The organism is Serratia sp. H402Y (assembly GCF_051172415.1).
Classification (GTDB): Bacteria; Pseudomonadota; Gammaproteobacteria; order Enterobacterales; family Enterobacteriaceae; genus Serratia; species Serratia ureilytica.
The window spans coordinates 366,861-392,462 of record NZ_JBPIYZ010000002.1 but is presented as its reverse complement, the minus strand read 5'-3'; the positions used below and the strand labels follow the sequence as shown (position 1 = coordinate 392,462).

Annotated in this window: 20 protein-coding genes and 1 pseudogene; 8 read left to right on the top strand and 13 right to left on the bottom strand. The window is 61.7% G+C overall.

Annotation, left to right across the window (positions count from 1 at the left end; genetic code table 11):
- The first annotated feature begins 38 nt into the window (after positions 1–38).
- A pseudogene (locus ACSBQS_RS15800) lies at positions 39–645 on the top strand (cysteine hydrolase family protein).
- A 140-nt stretch (positions 646–785) separates the two neighbouring features.
- Here the strand turns inward: ACSBQS_RS15800 and nrdG are convergent.
- The 3 genes from nrdG to ACSBQS_RS15785 form a co-directional block, all read right to left on the bottom strand.
- Entirely contained in the window at positions 786–1,250 is a 465-nt protein-coding gene (gene nrdG, locus ACSBQS_RS15795; RefSeq protein WP_033651457.1) for an anaerobic ribonucleoside-triphosphate reductase-activating protein, read from the bottom strand.
- Positions 1,251–1,417: 167 nt separating this feature from the next.
- Positions 1,418–3,556 carry an anaerobic ribonucleoside-triphosphate reductase gene (gene nrdD, locus ACSBQS_RS15790; protein WP_033631650.1) on the bottom strand — a complete coding sequence of 713 codons (2,139 nt, stop codon included), beginning with the start codon at positions 3,554–3,556 and terminating at the stop codon, positions 1,418–1,420.
- 244 nt (positions 3,557–3,800) lie between these two features.
- A complete protein-coding gene (locus ACSBQS_RS15785; RefSeq protein WP_170852963.1) occupies positions 3,801–4,715 on the bottom strand; it encodes a LysR family transcriptional regulator in 915 nt (304 codons plus the stop codon).
- 105 nt (positions 4,716–4,820) lie between these two features.
- Between ACSBQS_RS15785 and ACSBQS_RS15780 the strand changes: the two genes are divergently transcribed.
- Complete coding sequence (locus tag ACSBQS_RS15780) at positions 4,821–5,345, top strand: NAD(P)H-dependent oxidoreductase (protein ID WP_172755752.1); 525 nt, start codon at positions 4,821–4,823, stop codon at positions 5,343–5,345.
- Between the two features lie 28 nt (positions 5,346–5,373).
- Here the strand turns inward: ACSBQS_RS15780 and treC are convergent, their stop codons facing one another.
- The 3 genes from treC to treR all read right to left on the bottom strand — a co-directional run bounded on the left by treC (position 5,374) and on the right by treR (position 9,598).
- Positions 5,374–7,038 carry an alpha,alpha-phosphotrehalase gene (gene treC / locus ACSBQS_RS15775; protein WP_089192501.1) on the bottom strand — a complete coding sequence of 555 codons (1,665 nt, stop codon included), beginning with the start codon at positions 7,036–7,038 and terminating at the stop codon, positions 5,374–5,376.
- Between the two features lie 67 nt (positions 7,039–7,105).
- Entirely contained in the window at positions 7,106–8,521 is a 1,416-nt protein-coding gene (gene treB / locus ACSBQS_RS15770; protein ID WP_033651452.1) for a PTS trehalose transporter subunit IIBC, read from the bottom strand.
- Positions 8,522–8,650: 129 nt separating this feature from the next.
- Positions 8,651–9,598, bottom strand: a complete 948-nt coding sequence (treR, locus tag ACSBQS_RS15765; protein WP_042783558.1) for a trehalose operon repressor TreR — start codon at positions 9,596–9,598, stop codon at positions 8,651–8,653.
- A gap of 424 nt (positions 9,599–10,022) precedes the next feature.
- Here treR and mgtA point away from each other — a divergent pair, with 424 nt between their 5' ends.
- From mgtA to ACSBQS_RS15745, 4 genes are all read left to right on the top strand, one after another.
- Positions 10,023–12,731, top strand: a complete 2,709-nt coding sequence (gene mgtA, locus ACSBQS_RS15760; RefSeq protein WP_197666884.1) for a magnesium-translocating P-type ATPase — start codon at positions 10,023–10,025, stop codon at positions 12,729–12,731.
- A 267-nt stretch (positions 12,732–12,998) separates the two neighbouring features.
- A complete protein-coding gene (locus ACSBQS_RS15755) occupies positions 12,999–15,392 on the top strand; it encodes a beta-N-acetylhexosaminidase (RefSeq protein ID WP_197666885.1) in 2,394 nt (797 codons plus the stop codon).
- A 141-nt stretch (positions 15,393–15,533) separates the two neighbouring features.
- On the top strand, positions 15,534–16,112 hold the full coding sequence (locus ACSBQS_RS15750; RefSeq protein WP_197666886.1) for a hypothetical protein: 579 nt from the start codon (positions 15,534–15,536) through the stop codon (positions 16,110–16,112).
- A 62-nt stretch (positions 16,113–16,174) separates the two neighbouring features.
- The gene (locus ACSBQS_RS15745; RefSeq protein WP_072055768.1) at positions 16,175–16,441 is read left to right on the top strand and encodes a hypothetical protein; all 267 of its coding nucleotides are present in this window, start codon (positions 16,175–16,177) and stop codon (positions 16,439–16,441) included.
- A 47-nt stretch (positions 16,442–16,488) separates the two neighbouring features.
- Here ACSBQS_RS15745 and ridA read toward each other — a convergent pair whose 3' ends face one another.
- The 5 genes from ridA to argF form a co-directional block, all read right to left on the bottom strand.
- Positions 16,489–16,875 (bottom strand): 2-iminobutanoate/2-iminopropanoate deaminase, encoded by a 387-nt coding sequence (gene ridA / locus ACSBQS_RS15740; protein ID WP_004933379.1) that lies wholly within the window; start codon positions 16,873–16,875, stop codon positions 16,489–16,491.
- 159 nt (positions 16,876–17,034) lie between these two features.
- Positions 17,035–17,499, bottom strand: a complete 465-nt coding sequence (pyrI, locus tag ACSBQS_RS15735; protein WP_033641690.1) for an aspartate carbamoyltransferase regulatory subunit — start codon at positions 17,497–17,499, stop codon at positions 17,035–17,037.
- A 12-nt stretch (positions 17,500–17,511) separates the two neighbouring features.
- Entirely contained in the window at positions 17,512–18,447 is a 936-nt protein-coding gene (gene pyrB / locus ACSBQS_RS15730) for an aspartate carbamoyltransferase (protein WP_033641691.1), read from the bottom strand.
- Positions 18,448–18,736: 289 nt separating this feature from the next.
- Positions 18,737–20,305 (bottom strand): ABC transporter substrate-binding protein, encoded by a 1,569-nt coding sequence (locus ACSBQS_RS15725; protein WP_342163723.1) that lies wholly within the window; start codon positions 20,303–20,305, stop codon positions 18,737–18,739.
- 196 nt (positions 20,306–20,501) lie between these two features.
- On the bottom strand, positions 20,502–21,521 hold the full coding sequence (gene argF / locus ACSBQS_RS15720) for an ornithine carbamoyltransferase (RefSeq protein WP_197666888.1): 1,020 nt from the start codon (positions 21,519–21,521) through the stop codon (positions 20,502–20,504).
- 162 nt (positions 21,522–21,683) lie between these two features.
- Between argF and rraB the strand changes: the two genes are divergently transcribed.
- Together rraB and miaE are read left to right on the top strand one after the other, a co-directional pair.
- A complete protein-coding gene (gene rraB, locus ACSBQS_RS15715; RefSeq protein WP_072626637.1) occupies positions 21,684–22,109 on the top strand; it encodes a ribonuclease E inhibitor RraB in 426 nt (141 codons plus the stop codon).
- Positions 22,110–22,286: 177 nt separating this feature from the next.
- Positions 22,287–23,051 carry a tRNA isopentenyl-2-thiomethyl-A-37 hydroxylase MiaE gene (gene miaE, locus ACSBQS_RS15710; protein WP_042783574.1) on the top strand — a complete coding sequence of 255 codons (765 nt, stop codon included), beginning with the start codon at positions 22,287–22,289 and terminating at the stop codon, positions 23,049–23,051.
- 15 nt (positions 23,052–23,066) lie between these two features.
- On the opposite strand, the gene ACSBQS_RS15705 is transcribed toward miaE, so the two are convergent.
- Positions 23,067–24,674 carry a GMC family oxidoreductase gene (locus ACSBQS_RS15705; protein ID WP_434991110.1) on the bottom strand — a complete coding sequence of 536 codons (1,608 nt, stop codon included), beginning with the start codon at positions 24,672–24,674 and terminating at the stop codon, positions 23,067–23,069.
- A 227-nt stretch (positions 24,675–24,901) separates the two neighbouring features.
- On the bottom strand, positions 24,902–25,405 hold the full coding sequence (locus tag ACSBQS_RS15700) for a GNAT family N-acetyltransferase (RefSeq protein ID WP_197666891.1): 504 nt from the start codon (positions 25,403–25,405) through the stop codon (positions 24,902–24,904).
- Between the last annotated feature and the right edge of the window lie 197 nt (positions 25,406–25,602).

Below are 25,602 nucleotides of genomic sequence, written 5' to 3'. Positions count from 1 at the left end.
TGGCTGCATTACCCTTCACCGGCAAATTCGGAGATTTTATGTCAAATCAACTCAGTAATATCAATAAAAACAGCGCGCTGCTGGTAATGGACTTTCAGGCGATTATTCTCAACAACTTCCTACCGCATGAGAGTGCTGGAGACGTTATTCGTAACACGGCCTCGCTGATATCATCCGCACGCGCAGCAGGTGTACCCGTTATCTACGTTAGTGTCGGATTCCGCAAGGGTTACCCTGAGGTCAGCCAAAACAACACGATTTTCTCGTCCATTAAAGAGAATGGAATTTTTATGGCTGATAGCGAGAGCACGGCTATTCATGCTGATGTCGCTCCGGCAGAGAATGAGCCCGTGATTGTTAAACGCAGGGTCGGCGCTTTTTCTTTTACCGAACTTGATATGATTCTTCGTGCACAAGGCATCGAAACCCTGATCCTTACTGGCGTGACGACTAGTGGTGTGGTGCTTTCTACAGTCGGGCAAGCTTTTGACCTTGATTACCGCCTTATCGTTGTGAGTGATTGTTGCGAAGATCCAGATCATGAAACCAATGTGTTTTTACTTGAAAAAATCATACCTCAACATGCTTTTGTTACCAGCTCATCTGAAATATCAGAAGTCTGGGCATAAAAATATGAATTTCTGACGTACTGGGCAAAGAGGATCGGGTATGCCCGGTCATTTGAACGTCAGCTTCTGGCACAGAGCCGCCTGTCAGATGACTTTATGCTGCCGATGCGTCAGGTCGAGTTTGGATGAATACCTATTGAAACGTGTATTGTTGGTTCATCGCAACCTATGCACCACCTGGTTGCTGCTGCCGCGCCAGATCAGCGCCGGGTCTTTCAAATCCTGCACGAACTTGCCGTCGATCAGCACGTTGATCCTGTCCACCACCTGCATTTGCTGTGCGTCCAGCTCCGCCAGCCGGTAGCCGGTCCACAGCCAGATATCCTTGCCGGGGCATTCGGCGCGTACCCGTTTCACCAGTTGCAAGATGCTCGGTACGTTGGCCGGGTGCAGCGGATCGCCGCCGGAGAGCGACAGCCCCTGGCGCGGCACGCGCGTATCGTTCAGATCGGTGATGATGCGGTCTTCCAACTCCGGGGTAAACGGCTGGCCGGAGTTGAGCCGCCAGGTGCTTTTGTTGTAGCAGCCGGGGCACTGGTGCACGCAGCCGGCGACAAACAGCGTGCAGCGGGTGCCGGGGCCGTTGACGACGTCGATCGGGTAATACTGGTGATAATTCATGTGAGGCCTGCCCATCAGGCTATTTTACTGGCCATTTTGCCTCCGGCAGTGCTCCCAATCCTCATGTACTGCGTGTACGCTGCGGTTGGTGCGCGCTGGCCGAAGGCAAACTGGCGGCGACAATCACGCCTGATGAACAGGCTTCTGCCTAGGCTGCACGGCGCTTTTCAGCCGAGCTGCCCGTTGCCGAGGTGTTTCACCCGGCGTTTCACCTCTTCCTGCTTGCCGGCGTTGAACGGCCGGGCATCGGGGCTGCCGAGATAGCCGCACACCCGGCGGGTGACCGAGACCTTGGCCGAGTCGTGGTTGCCGCATTTCGGGCAGGTGAAGCCTTTGCTGGTGCAGGAGAATTCACCGGTGAAGCCGCATTCGTAGCACTCGTCGATCGGCGTGTTGGTGCCGTAGTAAGGCACCCGGGTGTAGCTGTAGTCCCACACGTCTTCCAGCGCCTTCAGGTTGTGCTGCAGGTTCGGGTACTCGCCGTAGCAGATGAAGCCGCCGCTGGCCAACGGCGGGTAGGGCGCTTCGAAGTCCAGCTTGTCGTACGGATTGACCTTCTTCTCCACGTCGAGGTGGAAGCTGTTGGTGTAATAGCCCTTGTCGGTGACGCCCGGCACTACGCCGAAATCGGCGGTGTCCAGCCGGCAGAAGCGATCGCACAGGTTCTCGCTCGGCGTGCTGTAGAGGCTGAAGCCGTAGCCGGTCTCGTCTTTCCAGGCGTCGACGGCGGCGCGCAGCCGCGCGACGATCGCCACCGCTTTGGCGCGCAGCGCCTCGTCGTCATACACGTGGTTTTTTCCGCCGAACAGCGCGTTGATGGTCTCGTGCAGGCCGATGTAGCCCAGCGAAATCGAGGCGCGGCCGTGCTTGAAGATATCGGCGATGTTGTCGTCGGCCTTGAGCCGCACGCCGCAGGCGCCTTCCATGTACAAGATTGGCGCCACCCGCGCCTTGATGCCTTCCAGCCGGGCGATGCGCGTCATCAGGGCCTTTTTCGCCAGCTGCAGGCGCTGATCCAGCAGCGCCCAGAAGCGCGACTCATCGCCCATCGCTTCCAGCGCGATGCGCGGCAGGTTGAGGCTGATGACGCCGATGTTGTTGCGGCCGTCGTGCACCAGCTCGCCGTCCTGCTCGTAGGTGCCGAGGAAGCTGCGGCAGCCCATCGGCGTTTTGAACGAGCCGGTGACCTTCACCACCTGATCGTAGTTGAGAATGTCCGGGTACATGCGCTTGCTGGCGCACTCCAGCGCCAGCTGCTTGATGTCGTAGTTCGGATCGCCGTACTGGTGGTTGAGGCCGTCGCGGATGGCGAACACCAGTTTGGGGAACACGGCGGTCTTGCGGTTTTTGCCCAGCCCGGCGATGCGGTTTTTCAGGATCGAGCGCTGGATCAGGCGCGACTCCCAGCTGGTGCCGAGGCCGAAGCCGAAGGTGACGAACGGCGTCTGGCCGTTGGCGGTGTGCAGGGTGTTGACCTCGTACTCCAGCGACTGGAAGGCGTCGTAACACTCTTTCTCGGTGCGCGCCATGGCATAGCCTTTGGCGTCCGGGATCTGCCACTCTTCCGCCACCTGCAGGTGTTTGCGGAAGCTCTCGTCGACGAACGGCGCCAGAATTTCATCGATGCGGTTGATGGTGGTGCCGCCATAAATATGGCTGGCGACCTGGGCGATGATCTGCGCGGTCACGGCGGTGGCGGTGGAGATCGACTTCGGCGGCTCGATTTCGGCGTTGCCCATCTTGAAACCGTTGGTCAGCATGCCTTTCAGATCGATCAGCATGCAGTTGAACATCGGGAAGAACGGCGAGTAGTCGAGATCGTGGTAGTGAATTTCGCCGCGTTCATGGGCCAGCACCACGTCGCGCGGCAGGATGTGCTGCTTGGCGTAGTGTTTGGCGACGATGCCCGCCAGCAGGTCGCGCTGGGTGGGGATCACCTTGCTGTCCTTGTTGGCGTTTTCGTTCAGAAGCGCGCGGTTGCTTTGCTCGACCAGGCCGCGAATTTCCTGGTTCAGGCGGCCGCGCAGTTCGCGCGCCACATCGCGATCGTGGCGGTATTCGATATAGGCGCGCGCCAGCTGTTTGTATTCGCCGGCCATCAGCTGGTTTTCCACCGCCTGCTGGATCTCGTGGATATCGACGCGCGGCTGCTGCTCCATGCGCTGAGCGACCACGCGGGCGACGGTGGCGCAGTAGTCGGCATCGACCACGCCCACCGCCAGCGCGGCGCGCTCGATGGCCTGCGCAATGCGCGCTTCGTCAAAAGGTACCTGGCAACCGTCCCGCTTAATCACTACTGGTTTCACGTTGTACTCCTTGTTCCCCGAGGGAGCGTTCATACCCGCCTGGCGTGGCGAGCAACCGTCAAATTTCGCTTATCCACAGGGCAAAGCCGCAGCGCGCAAGGGCTGTGGCGGCGTGTGGATGATTTTGTGGATAACTACTATATATAGTTGTTCGCAATTCTTAATGCACTATATATAGATATTGGCGCGATTCTTTTGATGTAGAACAAGGAAAACGGAAGAGCGTGCGCAAGCTGAACAGTCGTCAATCGCCCGCCGGCCGATCGCGAAAATGTTCCAGCAGAAAATCGACCCAGACGCGCACCCGCGGCGGCAGATCCGCCGAGGCGTAATAGAGCCACAGCTGCACCGGGCGCGGCCAGCATTCCGCCAGCACCGGCCGCAGCGTGCCCTGCTCGAAGTGTTTCTCGACGTACCAGCGTGCCAGGTTGACGATGCCCAGCCCGGCCAGCGCCGCATCCAGCAGCATCTCCGGGCGGCTGGCCACCAGCCGGCCGTTCAGCTCCAGCGCCAGCGTTTCGCCCTGATGGCGCAGCTGCCATTTGACGTGGCGGCCGTTGGCCGGGTTGCGGTGCAGCAGGCAGTCGTGCCGCAGCAGATCGTGCGGCGTTTGCGGTTCACCGCGCCGCGCCAGATAGTCGGGCGACGCCGCCAGCACCATGTGCATCGGGTAGAGCGGGCGGGCCACCAGCCGGCTGTCGGGATCGACCCGGCTGCCGATGCCGACGTCGAAACCTTCGCCCACCAGATTCACCACCCGGGCGTCCAGCGACAGATCGAGATCGATCTGCGGATAGCGCGCCAAAAATTGCGGGATCAACGGCATCAGCATCCGGCGGCCGAAGCCGGGGATCATCGTGACGCGCACCACGCCGGCAGGCGCCTGCCGTTCGCCGCCGGCGCTTTCCAGCGTCGCCGCCAATGCCTGCCACAGCGGCGCTACCTGCGCCAGCAGCGCTTTGCCCTCGTCGGTCAGCAGCACGTTGTGGGTGTTGCGCTGAAACAGCCGCAGCGCCAGCTTCTCTTCCAGCGCGCGGATGTTTTTGCTGACCGCCGCCGGCGTCACGCCCAGCTGGCGAGCGGCGGCGGAGAAATTTTGCGCCTGCGCGGCGGCGAGGAAGGCCGGCAACAGGCGATGCACGTCAAAGGGCAGCGACATAGTGGTTGATACTTTCAGTTGAAATTGAAGTGACCTCTAACAGCCTACACCCGCAGCGGCGGAAATGGAAAAATGCCTCATCTTCTTATGACCGAGGAATCATGTATGTCGCGCATTTTAGTGTTAACCGCCCACCGTACCCCCGACGAGTCGCGCATTAATAAGGCGCTGATCGAGGCCGTACGCCCGCTGCCCAACGTGACCGTTCACGAACTGATCCGCGCGTACCCGGATTACCGCATCGACGTGGCGCGCGAACAGGCGCTGCTGCAGAGCCATGATGCGGTAGTGATGCTGTTCCCGTTTTACTGGTACAGCTCGCCGGCGATCCTCAGCGAATGGCAGGATGCGGTATTAACCTACGGTTTTGCCTACGGCAGCGAAGGCACCCAACTGCACGGCAAGCCGCTGCAGCTGGTGGTGAGCACCGGCGGCGACGCGCAGGCTTATACGACGCAAGGGTACAACCGTTACCCGGTGCAGGATCTGCTGCTGCCGTTCCACGCCATGGCCAACCTGACCGGCATGGATTATCTGCCGCCGCATCTGGTGCAGGGCGTGAGCGACATGAGCGATGAGCAGTTGGCGCAAGAGGCCGCCGGCGTGGCGGCGCTGCTGGGGAAATGGTAGGGCGCAGCGTTCGCCGCGCCCTGCGGGGTCAGTCTTCGAGCAGCCACCACACCGCTTCGAACGGCCGCAGCGTCAGCGCCTGCGGCTGGTCCGCCGAATCGGCGTAGTTGCTCATCAGCGGGCGCCATTGCGCGGAAGCTTCCACGCCTTCCGCCGCCCAGGCCAGCGGTTCGCGGCTCAGGTTGGCCGCCACCAGCAGGCGCTGGCCGTTCCAGCTGCGCTGATAGCACCACAGCGCCGGGTGTTCCGGCGCCAGATCCTGATAGTCGCCGTGGGTCAGCAGCGGATACTGCTTGCGCAGGGTGATCAGCTGGCGATAGGCGTAAAACACCGAGTCGAGATCGGCCAGCGCCGCGTCGGCGTTGATCTGCGGGTAGTTCTCGGCGCAGCCGATCCACGGCGTGCCGGTGGTGAAACCGGCGTGCGGCGCGGCGCTCCACTGCATCGGCGTGCGGCCGTTGTCGCGCGATTTGTCGGCCAGGATCGCCAGCAGCTCGGCGTCGCTGCGGCCCTGGGCGCGCAGTTCGGCGTACATGTTCAGGCTTTCCACGTCGCGATACTGCTCGATGGCGCGGAAGCCGGGGTTGGTCATGCCGAGTTCTTCGCCCTGATAGATATAAGGCGTGCCCTGCATGCCGTGCAGCACCATCGCCAGCATTTTGGCGGCCGGCACCCGCAGTGCGCCTTCATCGCCGAAGCGCGACACGATGCGCGGCTGATCGTGGTTGCACCAGAACAGCGCGTTCCAGGCGCGGTTATGCATCCCTTGTTGCCAGTGGCGGAAGATCTGCTTCAGTTCCACGTAATCCGGCGCAGCCCGCGTCCATTTTTCGCCGCCGGCGTAGTCCACCTTCAGGTGATGGAAATTGAAGGTCATCGACAGCTCTTCGCCGCTCTGCGCCGCGTAGCGCTGGCAATGCTCAAGCGTGGTGGAGGACATCTCGCCCACCGTCATCAGGCCGCGCGGCTGAAACACCTCGCGGCTCATCTCCTGCAGGAACTCGTGGATGCGCGGGCCGTCGGTGTAGAAGCGGCGGCCGTCGCCCTGGCTGTCGGACGGGAAGTCCTGCTGTTTGGACACCAGGTTGATCACGTCGAGGCGCAGCCCGTCGACGCCTTTGTCCGCCCAGAACTGACACACTTTCTTCAGCTCTTCGCGCACCGGCGGGTGTTCCCAGTTGAGATCCGCCTGCTCGGCGGCGAACAGGTGCAGGTAGTACTGGCCGCTGTCGGCGTGCCACTGCCAGGCGTTGCCGCCGAACTTGGAGCGCCAGTTGTTCGGCGGCGTTTCACCTTCGCCGTCGCGCCAGACGTAGAACTGACGATACGGGCTGTGGCGATCCTGCGCGGCTTTGAACCACGGGTGCTCGGTCGAGGTGTGGTTGAACACCATGTCCATTACGATGCGGATGCCGCGCTGGTGGGCGGCGGCGACCAACTGCTCGAAGTCTGCCATCGTGCCGTAAGCCGGATCGATGGCGCAGTAGTCCGCCACGTCATAGCCGTTGTCCACCTGCGGCGATACGTAGACCGGCGTCAGCCAGATCGCATCCACGCCCAGTTCCTGCAGATAGTCCAGCCGCCGGGTCACCCCGGCCAAATCGCCGTAGCCGTTGCCGGTGCTGTCCTGAAAACTCTTCGGATAAATTTGGTAGATGACGCCGTTCTGCCACCAGGGGGTTGGGTTGCTCATAGTTCAATACCTTTGAATCGTGACAACGGGCCTGCGCAAGCAGGCCCCTACATTCATATTGCGTCAATCAAACCGGCAGCTCGCCGCGGGCGGCCTTGCGTTTGTAGACCATGATGGTCAGCACCAGCGGGATGACGATCGCCACCAGAATCGCCAGCGAGTAAATCAGCCAGAACTGCGGCTTGATAGACAGGATGCCCGGCAGGCCACCGACGCCGATGCCGTTGGCCATCACGCCGTCCAGCCCGCAGATAAGGCCCGCGATCGCGGAGCCGATCATCGCGCACAGCATCGGGAAGCGGTATTTGAGGTTGATGCCGTACATCGCCGGCTCGGTCACGCCGAGGTAGGCGGAGATCGCCGCCGGCACCGAGATTTCACGCTCGTTGGCCTTGCGGCTGATGATGATGATGCCGAGCACCGCCGAGGCCTGCGCGATGTTGGACAGCGCAATCAGCGGCCATACCGGGGTGCCGCCCATGCTCTGGATCATCTGCATGTCGATGGCCAGCGTGGTCTGGTGCACGCCGGTGATCACCAGCGGCGCATACAGGAAGCCGAACAGCGCGGCGCCCACCGGCGCGAAGCTGCCGGTCATCACCGATTTCACCGCCCAGGCAACGCCGTCGCCGATCATGCGGCCGAACGGCCCGATCAGCGCGTGCGCCAGGAACACCGCCAGCAGCAGCGAGACCACCGGCACCACCACCAGATAGAGATAGTCGGGAACGATCTTTTTCAGCCGGGTTTCGATCCAGCCCAGCGCCATGCCCGCCAGGATCGACGGGATCACCTGCGCCTGATAGCCCACTTTCTGGATCACGAACCAGCCGAAGTTCCACACTTCCGGCGTTTGCTGGCCGAGCAGGTAGGAGTTCATCAGCTGTGGCGACACCAGGGTGACGCCCAGCACGATGCCGAGCACCGGGGTGCCGCCCATCTTTTTCACCGTCGACCAGCAGATGGCCACCGGCAGGAACATGAAGATCGCTTCACCGAGCAGCCACAGGAAGTCGTAAACGGTTTTCCACGCCGGGTGCATCTGCGCCAGCGTTTGGCCGCCGGACATCGGGATGTCGCCGATCACGTTGCGGAAGCCGAGGATCAGACCGCCGCTGATCAGCGCCGGCAGCAGCGGGAAGAAGATCTCGGCGAAGTGGGAGATGGTGCGCTCGGTCCAGGTCATGTTCTGGCGCGCGGCCACCTTGGCCTGCTCCTTGTCGGCCTCGTTGACGCCGGTGCTGGCGATCAGCGCCTGATAGTAGTCGCCGACGTCGGTGCCGATCACCACCTGGAACTGCCCGGCGTTGGTGAAGCACCCTTTGACCATAGGCAGCTCTTCGATCTCTTTCGGTTTCGCCTTATTGGGATCGTTGAGGACGAAACGCAGCCGGGTAATGCAATGGCTGACGGTGGCGATGTTCTCGCGGCCGCCGACCAAAACAATCAGGCGATCAATATCCTGCTGTTTTACTTTGCTCATTATGGGATACCTGCAGAGGTGTTGACTGAGTAATGATCAAAGCTTAGCCACTCGGCATTTTGAATGAAATGGGAACGTTCCCGGTTTGGGGCGAGGATCACAAAATGACGAAAAATGGTCAACTTCCGATCAGGAAAGTTTGCTGGGCACCACCAGGCGGCGGATCCCCTGCTCGCCGCTGAGCTGCGCCAGCAACTGCTGCGCGGCCAGCAGGCCGGCGCTGCCGTAGCCGAACTCCACCGACAGGGTGTCGGGGAACAGGAAGCTGAGCAGCGGGGTGTTGCCGATGGCGCATACCTGGATGGCGCGCGTCGGCTGTTGTTGCAGGTATTTGATCGCCCCCAGGGCGATGCTGTCGGAGGCGCAAATCAGCGCGCTGGTGTGCGCGTCAATCACTTCGGCGGCGTGCTGGAAACCGCTCTGGTAGCTCAGTTCGCCCAGCGTGGCGCGCGGCGTGAGCGTGAGGCGTTCACAGGCGTCGAGATAGGCCTGATAGCGGCGCTGGCCGGTGGTGGCGTCGCTGAGCTGCACCCCCAGATAGCCGATATGCCGATGTCCTTGCTGATACAGGCGATCCATCAGCAGGTTCACCGCGCCGGCGTCGTCGTAGCAGACTGACGAGAAGCCGTCGTATTCGCGCACCATCACCACCATTTTTTCCTGCCACGGCTTGAGCATCGCCGCGGTCAAGCCGGTGAAGCCGAACAGGATCACGCCGTCGACGTTGCGCTGATGCAGTACGTGCAGATGCTCCTGCACCAGGCGGGTTTCGAACTGGCTCTCCATCACGATCGGATCGAAGCCTTGCTGATACAGCAGCGGCAGCATGGTGCGTACCGCCTGGTTTTCCGACGGCGAGTCGAGACGGGAAACGATGATGCCCACCACTTTGTCGCTTTGGCCGCGCATGGCGCGCGCCGACTTGGAGGGCGTAAACCCTTGCTGACGGATCACCGCTTCCACCCGTTCACGGGTTTGCGGGCTCACGCTGCCTTCATTGTTCAGCACGCGTGAGACGGTGGATTTGCCTACGCCGCTCAGGCGCGCGATGTCCTTGATGGTCAGCCGGTTTTGCATGGTTTACTTTTCGTTGAGGTGGACAGGCGTAACATAAAGGCCTGTAAAACAATGCCCGTCAGCATAGCTCATTTTCCGACGCGGATCTTGATGCAAAACGGGATTGTGACATTGCGATGAACGGCCGCTCCTGCCGCTCTGTTTTTCCCTTTACCGGAGGTTATTCCCCATATGGACCCCGACCCGACTGCTTTAGACACTCACTCGGTTCTCCGGTAAAACCTCTCCGCCTGGCGCTGCTGTTTTACCGGTGAAGTACATCACGGTAACCGGTAGCGCGCGCTTCGTCGTTCGCTCCTGCTGCTGAAAAAAAGAATAAGGATCTGCGTTGGCAGAGGCTTTTTGGCGCACCCGCCATCCGCCCGGCCGATGACGATCCCCGTTTACCCGCTGCCGTGAGGCACCGGGCGACGAGGTGCGACCCATGAAACTGAAAAAACTCCCCCGTCAACTGCTGGGCCTGTTCGCCCGCGGCCTCCCGCGCCGTTTGGTGCGCCGCGACAGCCTGCTGGACAGCGTCGGCGGCGCTGCGCGCGACATGCCGGCCGGCCTGGCGCAGCAGCGGCTGGAATGCGCCGCCGCAGAAACGATGCAGCTCTTTGAGCGTTTTCACAGCCATCCGGAAGGCATCACCGCCCATGAGGCGGAACAGGTGCGCCAGCGCTGCGGCGAGAACGTCATCGACGATCAGCAGAAAGAGGCCTGGTGGCAACACCTCTGGCACTGCTACCGCAACCCGTTCAACCTGCTGCTGACCGCGCTCGGCATGATCTCTTACGCCACCGAGGATCTCACCGGCGCCTTGGTGATCGCGCTGATGGTGCTGATCTCCACGCTGCTGAATTTCATCCAGGAGGCGCGATCCAACCGGGCGGCCGACGCGCTGAAGGCCATGGTGAGCAACACCGCCACGGTGATCCGCAGCGATGCGCTCACCGGCAGGAGCGAGCACGTGGAGCTGCCGATCGCGCAGCTGGTGCCGGGCGATATCATCAAACTGGCGGCCGGCGACATGATCCCGGCGGATCTGCGCGTGCTGTCGGCCAAGGATCTGTTCATCAGCCAGGCGGCGCTGACCGGCGAATCGCTGCCGGTGGAAAAATCCGCCGCGCCGCAGTTGCCGGCGGCCGATCCACTCGACTGCCGAAACCTGTGCTTCATGGGCACCAACGTGGTCAGCGGCACCGCGCTGGCGATGGTGATCGGCACCGGCGGCGGCACCTATTTCGGCCAGCTGGCGCAGCGCGTCACCAGCCAGGATGAGCAGCCGAACGCCTTCCAGAGCGGCATCAGCAAGGTCAGCTGGCTGCTGATCCGTTTTATGCTGGTGATGACGCCGATCGTGCTGCTGATCAACGGCTACACCAAGGGCGACTGGTGGGAGGCGGCGCTGTTCGCGCTGTCGGTGGCGGTCGGGCTGACGCCGGAGATGCTGCCGATGATCGTCACCTCGACGCTGGCCAAAGGGGCGGTGAAACTGTCGCGCCAGAAGGTGATCGTCAAACGGCTGGACGCCATCCAGAACTTCGGTGCGATGGACATTCTGTGCACCGACAAGACCGGCACCCTGACCCAGGACAAGATCGTGCTGGAGCGCCATACCGACGTGTTCGGCGCCAGCAGCGAGCGGGTGCTGCGCTACGCCTGGCTGAACAGCTTCTACCAGACCGGGCTGAAAAACCTGCTCGACGTGGCGGTGCTGAGCTGCGCGGAGCAAAATCAGCAGCCGCAGGCGCTGCAAAACTACCGCAAGGTGGATGAGATCCCGTTCGACTTCGTGCGCCGCCGCATGTCGGTGGTGGTGGCCAAAGACAACGAGTATCACGAGCTGGTGTGCAAGGGCGCGCTGGAAGAGATGCTGGCGATTTGCAGCCACGTGCGCCACGAAGACGAGGTGATCCCGCTGAGCGAGGCGCTGCTGGCGAGGATCCGCCGCATCACCGACGATCTCAACCAGCAGGGGCTGCGGGTGGTGGCGGTGGCCAACAAGATCCTGCCGGCGCAAACCCATGAATACGGCGTGGCGGACGAGTCGGATCTGATCCTCGAAGGCTACGTCGCCTTCCTCGATCCACCGAAGGAAAGCACCGCGCCGGCGCTGGCGGCACTGAAACAGAACGGCGTCACGGTGAAGATCCTCACCGGCGACAACGAGCTGGTGGCCGCCAAAGTGTGCCGGGACGTCGGGCTGGAGGCCGATCATCTGCTGCGCGGCAGCGAGATCGAGCAGATGGACGACGAGCAGCTGGCGCAGGCGGCGGCGCGCACCACGGTGTTCGCCAAGCTGACGCCGCTGCACAAGGAGCGCATCGTCAAACTGCTGCGCCGCCAGGGGCACGTGGTGGGCTTTATGGGCGACGGCATCAATGACGCGCCGGCGCTGCGCGCGGCCGATATCGGCATCTCCGTCGATTCGGCGGTGGACATCGCCAAGGAAGCGGCGGACATCATCCTGCTGGAAAAAAGCCTGATGGTGCTGGAGCAGGGGGTGATCGAAGGGCGCCGCACCTTCGCCAACATGCTGAAATACATCAAGATGACCGCCAGCTCCAACTTCGGCAACGTGTTCAGCGTGCTGATCGCCAGCGCCTTCCTGCCGTTTCTGCCGATGCTGCCGCTGCACCTGTTGATTCAGAACCTGATGTACGACATCTCGCAGATCGCCATCCCGTTCGATAACGTCGACGACGATCAGATCACCCAGCCGCAGCGCTGGAACTCCGCCGATCTGGGGCGGTTTATGGTGTTCTTTGGGCCGATCAGTTCGATCTTCGACGTGCTGACCTTCAGCCTGATGTGGTGGGTATTCAAGGCCAACACGCCGGAAATGCAGACGCTGTTCCAGTCCGGCTGGTTCGTGGAAGGGCTGCTGTCTCAGACGCTGATCGTGCACATGATCCGCACGCGCAAAATTCCGTTTATCCAGAGCCGCCCGTCCTGGCCGCTGTGCATCATGACGCTGGCGGTGATCGCTACCGGCATCGGCCTGGTGTTCTCGCCGCTGGCCGGCTTCCTGCAGCTGCAGGCGCTGCCGCTCGGTTACTTCCCGTGGCTGGTGCTGATCCTCGCCGGTTACATGGTGCTGACCCAGTGCGTGAAAGGCTGGTTCGTGCGCCGCTACGGCTGGCAATAACCCGTTCGCCCCCTCCGGCCGGGAGGGGGCAACTGTGATCCCGTCCGCTTTTTCACCGCAACGGTTGGACATCTGTTCTGTGCTGAGTCTTTATCTACAGCGTTGGCTGTTTTCCCCTGCGCCTTTCAAGCCACCGCGTTGTTGGCTGTACGCCCGCCCCCCAGTTACTTAGCAGACCTAAGCGCCTGGGGATGCGGGCGCTTGCCGCCTGGCGGTGGTTTGAAATTCATTGGGGATATTTTGTTTTTTTCCTCTGAGGAATTTCCGATGCACAGACCTTTCCGTTATACGCTACTGGCTTCATCGTTATGGTTTTCTTGCGGCGCGCTGGCGCAGCCGGTGGGTGATTTGCCGCTGATGCCCTGGCCGCAGCAGGTGGAAGTGACGCAACCGGCGGGCAAACTGATTTTGGATCACCGGCTGTCGTTAAGCCTCCAGGGCGATGATTTGGGCGACGCGCTGCCGCGCTGGCGCCAGCGCATCGAGTTGCAGACCGGCTGGACGCTGGCGCCGAGGGAAGAAGCAAACGGCGCGGCGATCAAGGTAGTGATCAAGGATCGGGTGGCGGCGCAGCCGCTGCCGGGCAGCGATGAGAGTTACCGGCTGGCGGTCACGCCGCAGGGCGCCACGCTGACCGCCAACACCCGCTTCGGCGCGCTGCGCGGCATGGAGACCCTGCTGCAACTGCTGCAGACCGATGGGCAAAACACTTTCCTGCCATTGGTGGATATTCGCGATGTGCCGCGTTTTCCGTGGCGCGGCGTGCTGCTGGATTCGGCGCGCCATTTCCTGCCGCTGCCGGACATTCTGCGCCAGCTTGACGGCATGGCGGCGGCCAAGCTCAACGTATTCCACTGGCACCTGACCGACGATCAGGGCTGGCGCTTCGCCTCCGAGCATTACCCCAAATTGCAGCAGCAGGCCAGCGACGGCCAGTTCTACACCCGTGAGCAAATGCGGCAGGTGGTGGCTTACGCCACGGCGCGCGGCATTCGCGTGGTGCCGGAGATCGACATGCCGGGGCACGCCTCCAGCATCGCGGTGGCCTATCCCGACCTGATGAGCGCGCCGGGGCCGTATCGCATGGAGCGCGAGTGGGGCGTGCATAAGCCGACGCTCGATCCGACCCGCGACGAGGTTTATCAGTTTGTCGATACGATCGTCGGCGAGCTGGCGGCGATCTTCCCCGATCCTTATCTGCACATCGGCGGCGACGAAGTGGACGCCAGCCAGTGGCGGGCGTCGCCGTCGATTCAGGCGTTTATGCAGCAGAACGGGCTGGCGGATACCCATGCGCTGCAGGCCTACTTCAACCAGAAGCTGGAAAAAGTCCTCGAGAAGCACCAGCGGCAGATGGTCGGCTGGGACGAGATCTATCATCCGTCGCTGCCGCGTTCGATCGTCATTCAGTCTTGGCAGGGGCAAGACTCGCTGGGCGCCAGCGCGCAGGATGGCTATCAGGGCATTCTCTCCACCGGTTTCTACCTCGATCAGCCGCAAAGCACCGCCTATCACTACCGCAATGAAATTCTGCCGCAGCCGCTGGGGGTTGAGACGGCGGTGCAGCCCGGCGAGCAGGCGCAAAGCTGGCGTTTCAGCATGCCGCGCCTGAAGGGCAGCGCGGTGGAGGGCAGCTTCACGCTGATCGAGGGCAAGCAGGGCTGGCGCGGCTTTATCGATTTCAACGGCAAATCGCGCCGCGCGGTGCACGATATCGTCTGGCGCACGCCGCAGCAGGTGACGTTCCGCGTCGATACCTGGATGGGCGACACGCGGCCGGTGTTTACGCTGCAACAGGACAAGCTCAGCGGCTATACGTTGGTCGGCAACGTGCGTTACCCCACCCAGGGCGAGAAACTGGCGGCGGCGCCGGCGGGCAAGATGCCGGTGGTGCCGGATGAGAAGGGGCAGGCCAAGATCCTCGGCGGGGAAGCGGCGCTGTGGGCGGAAAACGTGCGTGCGCCGCTGATCGATCTCAAGCTGTGGCCGCGCGCCTTTGCGGTGGCGGAGCGGCTGTGGTCGGCGCAGGACGTCACCGATGAGAACAACATGTACCGGCGGCTGGCGGCGATCGACGCCTGGTCGGTGGTGTCGGTCGGCCTGCAGCAGCACGCGGAAACGGCGCGCGAATTCACCCGGCTGAGCAACAGCGTGCAGATCGTGCCGCTGCAGATCCTGGCCGAGGCGGTGGAACCGGCGCAGTATTACACCCGCCAGCACCTGAAGTTCCAGGCCGGCAACTATCATCAGTTCGAACCGCTGAACCGCTTTGCCGATGCGCTGCCGCCGGAGAGCGAGGCGGTGCGCGACATGCATGCGCAGGTCGCGGCTCTGCTGAAGGATAAGCGCGATAAGGCGGCGGCGCAGGCGCTGCGCGAACGGCTGCAGCGCTGGCAGGCGAACGGCGCGGCGCTGCAGACGGCGATCGCGGGCAACCGCACGCTGCGGGAGCTGGCGCCGGTGGCGCAGGACGTCGATGCCCTGGCCGCATTGGGGTTAACGCTGCTGGAGCGGTATCAGCAGGATAAACCGCTGAGCCGAGCCGAGGCCGAACAAGCGCAGCGCCGGCTGGATGCGGCGGCGCAGACGCGCGACGAAGTGGTGATTGCGGCGGTGTACCCGCTGGAGGCGCTGCTGCGGGGGATGCAAACGGCGCCGTAAGGAGAGGTGGCGAAGAAACTGCGGGGCGTATTCCATATCTCGACATTGCGATGTGGTTGAAAGAGCAGAAACGACGGGCTGGTTGTAAAATCCAGCCCGATTTGTTCATTCAATACGGTTTACGCATTAAAGGGATTGATAATGCCGCAGGTTTTTAATGTCCGATTGATTGGAGAAGGCGCACTGGCTGCAACCAATGACCTCTTGGCTGAGGCTGGGTATGGCGTTCGGGTACAAATGATGAATGCTGAAGATTTTGAGTGGTGCGTTGCGTTGGCTCGCCAACAACCCGAAGAGCGCCGTATTCCCTGGGCGTTGAATGGCGCCGTGTTGGACGATCCTGACGGCTTTACGTTTAGCTTTAAGATACAGGGCATCGATGACCGGCCGGCAGGCGCCTGTATCTGCCGGTTTTGTCCGGCGGCGGGCGAGCAACTGGCGATGTTAAATATTGAGATGCTGCAAAACTTTCGTATTAGAGACTCGAGCCTTGATGGCAATACGCTGCGTTTTGCGCTCTATGTCGCCGTGCTCTTTATGGTGGATACGGCATGCGCAGGGTTGCGCTTAATATCGCCGATTAATACGGAGTTGGCTGATTATTATATAAATTATCATCAATTTGTTGACCTCGCCGGGGGGCTCAAACAGATACTTTATCGAGATGCCGAGGCGCTTTTCCTGTGGTTCCAGGAAGGTTTTTTGCCGCCGGCCTCATAATTGAAGGTGGGTGAAATTTGCGCAATAATGACGAAATGCCGGTAGGGTCACAGGAGGTTCGCATGGTGATAAAGTCAACAAAACGTCAGGTAACACAACCTGCCTCTTATGAGCTGAAGGTGTATAAATTCGGCATGGAAGGTGCAGATGCAGTGAACACCTATACATCTGAACAGATTGACCGCATAACGCCTCGCGGTAAACCGATTACGGCTTCGCGAGAAGAGGTTATCGCCGTTTTAAAACAGGTGGTTAAACAGGTTAACGCTTCATCCTCTCCAGCAGCGGAAACTTTGGGTTGTGTCCGTCGGCGCCCAGCATTCAAGTAATGTAAAAACGGCCAGTCTGCACTGGCCGTGATGCGCGTGACCGTCGATTAACGACGCACGGCGATGGCTTCGATTTCGATCTTCACGTCTTTTGGCAGACGCGCCACTTCCACGCAGGAACGGGCCGGGAACGGCGCGCTGTGCTCGGTGAAGAAGGCTTCGTACGCGGCGTTGACGGTGGCGAAGTCGTTCAGGTCTTTCACGAACACGGTGGTTTTCACGATGTCGGCAACGATCAGGCCGGCGGCTTCGACGATCGCTTTGACGTTTTCCAGCGACTGGCGCGCTTGAGCGGCGACGTCGTCGGCGACGGCGCCGGTTTTCGGATCGACCGGGATCTGGCCGGAAGTGATGATCATGCTGCCCAGATCAACGCCCTGCACGTAAGGACCAATGGCTGCCGGGGCGAGTTCAGTGCTGATGTTACGTGACATGTTTTCTCCTGATAAACCCGTTGTCTTTCACGCCGCCGCGCGGTCGGCCGCAGCGTAAAATTCGGTGGGTAGCAACGTGGGTAGAGTGATTTTCAGAGAACCCATTATAGGGCGTCACCGGGAGAATAACAGCGCCATCTCCCGGCGCCCATGCCGGGATTAGTCCGCCTGCAGCACCACCTGATGCTCGAACTCTTTTTCGCAGTAGCGGCACTTCAGGTGTACTTCACCGTCGCGCGATTTGACGCTGAAGCTCGACGCCACCGGCTCGCTGCGGCTGATGCAGTTGCCGTTCGGGCAGGTCAGCACGCCGTCGATGTGGTCCGGCAGGCTGAGGGTCAGCTTGCGCACCACTTCATAGTTGTCGATGCGATTCACCGTGGCCTTCGGCGCGTACATCGCCAACTGGTTGGCCTGCTGCTCGGTCAGGAAGGTGTTCTCGATCTTGATCAGATCCTTGCGGCCCAGCTCGTTGGAGGGCAGGTTCAGGCCGATGGTGATGCGCTGGTCGGTGGCGGTCAGCTTGAACAGCGTCAGCAGTTTGAAACCGATCTGCGCCGGAATGTGGTCGATCACCGTGCCGCATTTGATCGCTTCGACCTGCAGTTTGTTGTCGTGAGTCATGGCGGTTCCCCCTTAAAGAGCCAAATCTGCGTTGAGCACCAGCGCCAGCAGCGCCTGACGGGCGAAGATGCCGTTGCCCGCCTGCTGGAAGTAGTAAGCGTGCGGCGTTTTATCCACGTCGGTGGCGATCTCGTCGATGCGCGGCAGCGGGTGCAGCACCTTGAGGTTGGCGCGCGCGCCGGCCAGATCTGCGGCGCGCAGCACGAACTGCGCCTTCACGTTGGCGTACTCGGACGGATCGAGGCGCTCTTTCTGCACCCGGGTCATGTAGAGAATATCCAGCTCCGGCACCACTTCTTCAATGCTGCCGTGCAGGCTGTACTCGATGCCTTTCTCTTCCAGCATTTTCAGGATGTAGGCCGGCATCGCCAGCGCGTCCGGGGCGATGAAGTAGAAGCGGTTGCCTTCGAATTTGGCCAGCGCCTGGGTGAGCGAGTGCACGGTGCGGCCGTACTTCAGGTCGCCGACCATGGCGATGCTGAGGTTGTTCAGGCGGCCCTGGGTTTCCTGGATGGTGAACAGATCCAGCAGGGTCTGGGTCGGGTGCTGGTTGGCGCCGTCGCCGGCGTTGAGCACCGGCACGTTGCCGGAGAACTCCGAGGCCATGCGCGCCGCGCCTTCCTGCGGATGGCGCATCACGATGGCGTCCACGTAGGTGCTGATCACCGAGATGGTGTCGGCCAGGGTTTCGCCTTTTTTGCCGAGCGAGGTGTTGCTGCCGTCGGCGAAACCGACCACCGAGGCGCCGAGGCGGTGCATCGAGGTTTCGAACGACAGGCGGGTACGGGTCGAGGCTTCAAAGAAGCAGCTGGCGATCACCTTGTGTTTCAACAGTTCCGGCTGCGGGTTGGCTTTCAGACCGGCGGCGGTGCGCAGCACCAGCTCCAGATCCTCGCGGCTGAGATCGTTAATAGAGATGATGTGTTTGTGATACAGCGGGTTGGCCATTTTTCACTCCTCCTCGACGCGTGCCCGTGGCGCGGGACTTTTTAAGGCAAAAAAAAGCCCCTCAATGAGGGGCTTGAAACGATCGGTTTAGCAACAGGAGAAACAACGGCAGCTGGCCGCCGATAGGCAGTCGGTTTTGTCGATTGCGGCTAACAAAACAAACGTCGTTTTTCATGCTTTCTCCTGGCAAATTGTGGCGCATTATACTCGCGCTTTTCGCCACTGCAAGCGTTAAAACGCCGTTTTTTGCCGCCCCGCAATCGATTGGCCGGCGATGGCCGCCTGCGGGCTATTTGCTGACGCGATCGTAGTAGACCATGTCGGCGTTCAGCCCCTGCTGGTAGGCTTTGACGTTGTCGCGCAGCACCACTTCGGTTTTGGCCTGATCGATAAACACGTACGGCGAACTGCGCTGCAGCTCCTGCTGCATGGCGGTGTACAGCGCGCGGCGCTTGGCCGGATCGGCTTCGGCCAGCGCCGCCAGCGTCTGCTTATTCAACTGCGGGATCTGCCAGCCGTTCAGCCCGGCCACCGTGCTGCTCTTGCCGTCGTTGTAGGCAAAGGCGCTGGCGTTGGAGTGAGCGTCGAAATAATCCGGGATCCACAGGCGGATTGCCGCCTGATGCTGCCTGGCGCGCACGCGGGAGTATACCTGGCTGCCCGCGGCCGGCAGCAGCTCGACCTTCACGCCGGCGGCGGCGAAGCTGCCCTGCAGCGCCTGCGCGATGGTGATGAACGGCGGTTTGTTCTCTACGTCCAGCGTAAAGGCGGCGTGGGTGATGCCCGCTTTGGCCAGGATGGCTTTCGCCTTGGCCGGATCGTAGCGGAACGGGTTGGTCTCCAGCGCGCCCGGCAGCCCGACCGGCAGGAAGCTCTGGTGCACGAAGTATTGGCCCTTCAGCAGATCCTGGGTGATGCCCTGATAATCCACCAGGTAGCGCGCCGCTTCCCAGAAGGCCGGGTTGTTCAGCAGCGGATTGGCGCCGTTGCCGGTGTTGAATACCAGGTAGTTTTGCTCGGCGGACGGGATCTCCAGCACCTTAACCCCCGGCTGGTTCTTCAGCGTGTCGGTCTGGTCGGCGCCCAGTTCGCGGGCGATATCGGCGTCGCCCTGCTGGACCAGCAGGCGGCGGGTGGCCGGATCCGGCACGTTCTTGATGATGATGTTTTTCAGCTGCGGCTTGTCGCCCGGCGTCGTGAGGTTGGCGTCCAGCACGATCGCCTGATGCGGCTGATAGACGCGCATCTTGAACGGGCCGCTGCCGGCGGAGTGCATTTTCAGCCAGGCGTTGCCGAAGTCGCCGTCTTTAACGTTGGCCTGCGCCGCTTTGCTGTCGACGATCGAGGCGATCGGCGTCGAGAGGATATTCAGCGCCACCGCCGGGCTGACGTCCGCCGTCCAGCGCAGCTGCACGGTATGGTCGTCGATCTTCTTCAGCTGCGCGTCGATGTTGTCCGGCTGCCAGCCGAGCACGTTGAGGATGAACGCCGGCGACTTGTTCATTTTCACCGCGCGGCTGTAGGAGAAGATCACGTCGTCGGCGGTCAGCGGGTTGCCGGAGGCGAACGCCGCCTGCGGCCGCAGTTTCACCGTCAGCGTTTTGGCCGCCGCATCGCTCTGCCAGCTTTCCGCCAGCACCGGCGCCACCTTGGCCGGATCGTCGCGATCCGCCTGCACCAAGCGCTGGTACAGGCTGGGCACCGTCTGGATGCTGGAGAGTTCGTTGGCTTCCGCCGGATCGAGGCTGACGATGTCATCCAGCGATTGCACCACCACCAGCGTATTCGGCGGCGTGGCGGCTAACGCGGCGGCGGGCAGGGCGGCGAGCAGGAACAGCGGCAAGAGTTTGGCTTTCATCGGTGTGTATCCCCTGAAGGCGCCGCAAGGCGGCGCTGAGAACGGTTTGTTATCGTTGGTTTTTACGGCGCGGGCGCCGTCGGCCTGTCACGGTAGAACCTTTGTCCGCGGCGGGCAAAGGCCAATGCGCTATTTGATATTCCAGGAATATATTAGCCGCCCTGGCCGGGGGCGCCAGGGCGGAGGGAGAGGCGTGTCAGAGCGTTGCGCTCAGCGTGGCGACCAGCACCGCCTTGATGGTATGCAGCCGGTTTTCCGCCTGATCGAACACCACGCTGTGCGCCGACTCGAACACCTCGTCGGTCACTTCCATGCCGCCGTGCAGATCGTACTGCTGCGCCATCTGCTTGCCGAGCGTGGTTTGGTCGTCATGGAACGCCGGCAGGCAGTGCAGGAACTTCACGTTCGGGTTGCCGGTCAGTTTCAGCATCGCCATGTTGACCTGATACGGCCGCAGCAGCGCGATACGCTCCCGCCAGGTCTCTTTCGGTTCGCCCATCGACACCCACACGTCGGTGTAGAGGAAATCGGCGTCTTGCACCCCTTCGGCGATGTCTTCGGTCAGGGTGAGTTTCGCGCCGGTTTGCTGCGCCAGCGCCTGGCATTCGGCCACCAGCTCCGGCTGCGGCCAACAGGCCTTCGGCGCCACCAGCCGCAGATCCATGCCCGCCAGCGCGGCGGCTTCCAGCAGCGTGTTGCCCATGTTGTTGCGCGCGTCGCCGACGTACGCCAGCTTCACTTCGTTCAGCGCCTTGCCCGGCAGGTGTTCCTGCACGGTGAGCAGATCCGCCAGCAATTGGGTAGGGTGGAACTCGTCGGTCAGGCCGTTCCACACCGGCACGCCGGCGTGCTGCGCCAGGGTTTCCACCAGCGCCTGGCCGTAGCCGCGGTACTGAATACCGTCGTACAGGCGGCCCAGCACCCGGGCGGTGTCTTTCATCGACTCTTTATGGCCGATCTGGCTGCCGCTCGGGCCGAGGTACGTGACCTGCGCGCCCTGATCGAATGCGGCAACTTCGAAAGAGCATCGCGTGCGGGTCGAGTCTTTTTCGAAGATGAGCGCAATGTTTTTGCCCTGCAGCCGGCGCTGTTCCCGCCCCTGCTTCTTGGCCTGCTTCAGATCGGCCGAAAGCCGCAGCAGCGCCTGCAGCTCGGCGGGGGTGAAATCCATTAACCTCAGAAAGTGACGTTGGTAGAACGCATTGCCGGTGCTCATAGTCCGATTCCCTGATTGCTTAATTGAATTAAAATTCACTTTATATGTATGAATATTCAATTTCAACCCCGGCGAGGAAATCTTTCACGTTTATCGTGGAAGCAACGTCGGCGGTGTGTGAAAATAGAAGGAATGAAGGCCATTTGACTTGAGGATATAGGCATGGCAAACCGCGAATTGCTGGAAGAACAACGTGAAGAGACCCGCCTGATCATCGAAGAGCTGCTGGAAGACGGCAGCGATCCGGACGCGCTCTACACCATCGAGCACCATCTGTCCGCCGAGAAATTTGAGGTTCTGGAGCAGGCCGCCGTTGAAGCCTTCAAGCTGGGCTACGAAGTGACCGACGCCGAAGAGCTGGAAGTGGAAGACGGTTCGCTGGTGATGTGCTGCGACGTGATCAGCGAAGTCGGCCTGAACGCCGAACTGATCGACGCCCAGGTTGAGCAGCTGGTGGCGCTGGCGGAACGCTGCGGCGTCAACTACGACGGCTGGGGCACCTACTTCGAAGATCCGAACGGTGAAGACGGTGGGGATGACGAAGACGGCGACTACATCGACGAAGACGACGACGGTAAACGCCACTAATTAACCCCGCTTATTCACATGGGCCGGTTCTCGCCGGCCCCTGATATCCCCGTCGTCTTTCAAGCTGCAGCGTTGTTGGCTGCACTCCCTCACCCCAGTCACTTACCTGAGTAAGCTCCTGGGGATGAGTGAGCTGGCCGCCTGGCTGCAACTTGAAATACATAGGGCAATGACGCCATGACATACCAATCCCTGTTAGCCCCGATTTTAAGCTTCCTGCACTGTGAAACCCCCGATGCCTGGATCGACGCCGCGCGCCGTCCGGAAAACCTGCAGCTGTTGCTGACCGACCACCTGGTGTGTGAGCTGAAGGCCGCGCAGACCGGCATGTGGCTGATCCGCCGTTACGTGGCGGACAAAGAGAGCGGCGACGCGCTGTTGGCGCTGCTGCGGCCCTACGAGGCGTTTCTGCACGAAGCGCAGGGCGCGCCCGACACATTGTTCCGCCAGGGCCAGTTCACCCGCAAGATCCTGCCGAAAAACGGCTCGGCCTACGGCCAGGATCTGGCGGATCGCATGGTGCTGCTGATCAAGGAAGAACTGCATCATTTCTCGCAGGTGCTGGAGATCATGCAGGCGCGCGGGATCCCGTATCGCAAGATTACCGCCAGCCGCTATGCCAAGGGGATGATCCGCGAGATCCGCACTCACGATCCGGCGACGCTGATCGACAAACTGATCTGCGGCGCCTACATCGAAGCGCGATCCTGCGAACGCTTCGCCAAACTGGCGCCGCACCTGGACGATGAGCTGAACCGCTTTTACGTCTCGCTGCTGCGATCCGAAGCGCGCCACTATCAGGACTACCTGACGCTGGCGGAACAGATCGCCGGCGGCGACATCAGCGAACGGGTGGCGCATTTCGGCCGCCTCGAGGCTGAATTGATCCTGTCGCCGGACAGCGAGCTGCGTTTTCACAGCGGCGTGCCCGTCGCCGCCTGACGTTGAGGCGCGTCCTTACTGCGGCGCGCCCAGCAATAAATCCACCGCCTTTTCCGCCAGCATAATGGTCGGCGCATTGGTATTGCCGCTGGTGAGCTGCGGCATCACTGAGCCGTCGATCACCCGCAGCCGTTCAAAACCGTGCACCCGCAGCTGCGGATCGGTCACCGCGTCCTGCGGCGACGGCCCCATGCGGCAGCTGCCCACCGGGTGATATACCGTCTTGCAGAAGTTGCGCACGAAGGCTTCCAGCTGTGCGTCGTCGCGCGTCCACTCCGGCTGCGGCATCAGCAGATCCTTGATCAGCGGTTTCAGCGCCGCGGTTTGCAGGAAATCCAGACCGAATTTCACCGCGCGCACGCTGCCGGCCAGATCGTCCGGGTGGCCGAGGTAGTTGGCGTGCAGCTTGACCGGATCGCGCGGGTTGCTGCTGCGCAGCAGCACTTCGCCGCGCGCCTTCGGCTGCAGGTAGCCGACCTTGAGCGTGAAGCCGTGAATGTTCGGCAGCGGCTCGCCGGGCACGTCGTCCCAGCTGTCGAGCATCGGCAGGAAGTGGATCTGCACGTCCGTGCGGCCATCGCCCCGGCTGTCGGTGAAGGCGGCGCCTTCCAGCACGTTGGACGAAAGCACCCCGCTGCGAAACGCCAGCCACTGTGCGCCGTGGCTCAGCGCCTGCAGGCCGCGATCGGCGCCGAACAGGCTGATCGGCTCGCGGGTGCTGACGTTGATCGACATGTGCAGGTGGTCGTGGAAGTTTTTACCCACCGGCAGATCCGCCCGCACCTCGATGCCCAACTGCTGCAGATGGTCGCGCGGGCCGATGCCGGACAGCATCAGCAGCTTCGGCGATCCGACCGCGCCGGCGCTGACGATCACTTCTTTGGTGGCGCGTGCGGTCACTTCCGCGCCGCCGTTCTGGCTGTAAACCACGCCGGTGGCGACGTTGCCCTCGAAGGTCAGCCGGTGCGCCAGGGCGTTCAGTTTCACCACCAGCCGCCGTTCGTCGCGCACCGCCTTCAGATAGGTGCGGGCGGTGCTGGCGCGCTCGCCGTTGCGGGTGGTGGTTTGGTAGAAACCGACGCCGTGCTGGCTGTCGCCGTTGAAGTCGTTGCGATAGGGCAGGTTCAACTCCTGGCCGGCGCGGATAAACGCCATGCTCAGCGGGTGGCGGTAGCGGTTCTCGCTGACCGGCAGCAGCCCTTCGGCGCCGTGGTAGTCGTCGGACAGGCTTTCGTTGGCCTCGGCGCGTTTGAAGTAGGGCAGCACCTCCCGGTAGCTCCAGCCGGCGCAGCCATAGCGCTCGGCCCAGTCGTCGTAATCTTGCGGCTGGCCGCGCAGGTAGATCATGCCGTTGACCGAACTGCTGCCGCCCAGCACTTTGCCCTGCGCGATCTGCATGCGGCGGTTGTTGGCGTGCGGTTCCGGTTCCGTTTCGTAGGGCCAGCTCTTTTTGGCGATGATCTTGGCCACGCCGGCCGGCATCTTGATAAACAGGTTATTGTCGTCGCCGCCGGCTTCCAGCAGCAGCACCCGCGCCTGGGTGCGGCGGATCAGCTGCGCCGCCAGCACGCAGCCGGCGGAACCGGCGCCGACGATAATGTAATCAAAGGTGTTTTCCGACATGACAGCTCTCCGTGCGCGATTGGGATACTGGCAGAGTAGCGCGGGGGAGCAAGCGGTCAATTTACGATCGTTAATTTATTAACGAACTTCACATTAAATTTACATCGCGGTTTTTAACGTCAGTTTATCTGCTTGAAAAACGGCGTTATAGCGAGTTTTACTGATTGATTGCGATATTAATAAAAAAGGCGCAGCAAGCTGCACCCTGATGAAGAGGCGGGGGGCGATTACAGCGTTTTCAGCATGGTGACTTCGCAATCGACGTGGCCGGTGGCGCCCATCGCGTGGTCGATGTGTTCAAAGCCCAGGTGTTCGTACAGCGCGACGGCCTGCGTCAGGCTGGCGGTGGTCTCGAGGTAACAACAGCGGAAGCCGTGCCGGCGGGCGAAATCCAGCGCCTGCAGCGCCAGGCGTTTCGCCAATCCCTTGCCGCGCAACATCGGCAGGAAATACATCTTCTGCAATTCGCAAATATCGTCTGCGCCGCCCTGCAGCGGCGCGATGCCGCCGCCGCCGGCGACCTGGCCGTCCACCTCGATCACCCAGTAAGCGCTGCGCGGCAGGCTGTAGAGCTGATACAGGGCGTCCAGATTGGGATCGGAGACGGTATAGCCTTTATCCGCCGTCAGGCCGTGCTCGGCGGAGACTTCGCGAATGACGTGAGCAATGGCGGCATTGTCTTCCGCCGTGATGGGGCGCACCAGCAGGCGCGCCGGGGTTGCTGTTGTCATGTTTACACTCGCCATTGAAAGAGACCACGTTCGTTTTTCGTTTTTATCGCAGCACGAAACGCGCCGGGGATTATTTCCCGGCGGCGTCCCTGCAGCAGTAATATCTTGTAATAACATCTAACCCGGCCCGGATGCAACGGCGATAAAAAAACAGCGGGGAAGACCCCGCTGTTTTTCAGGCGTTGGCGTGAGCCGGT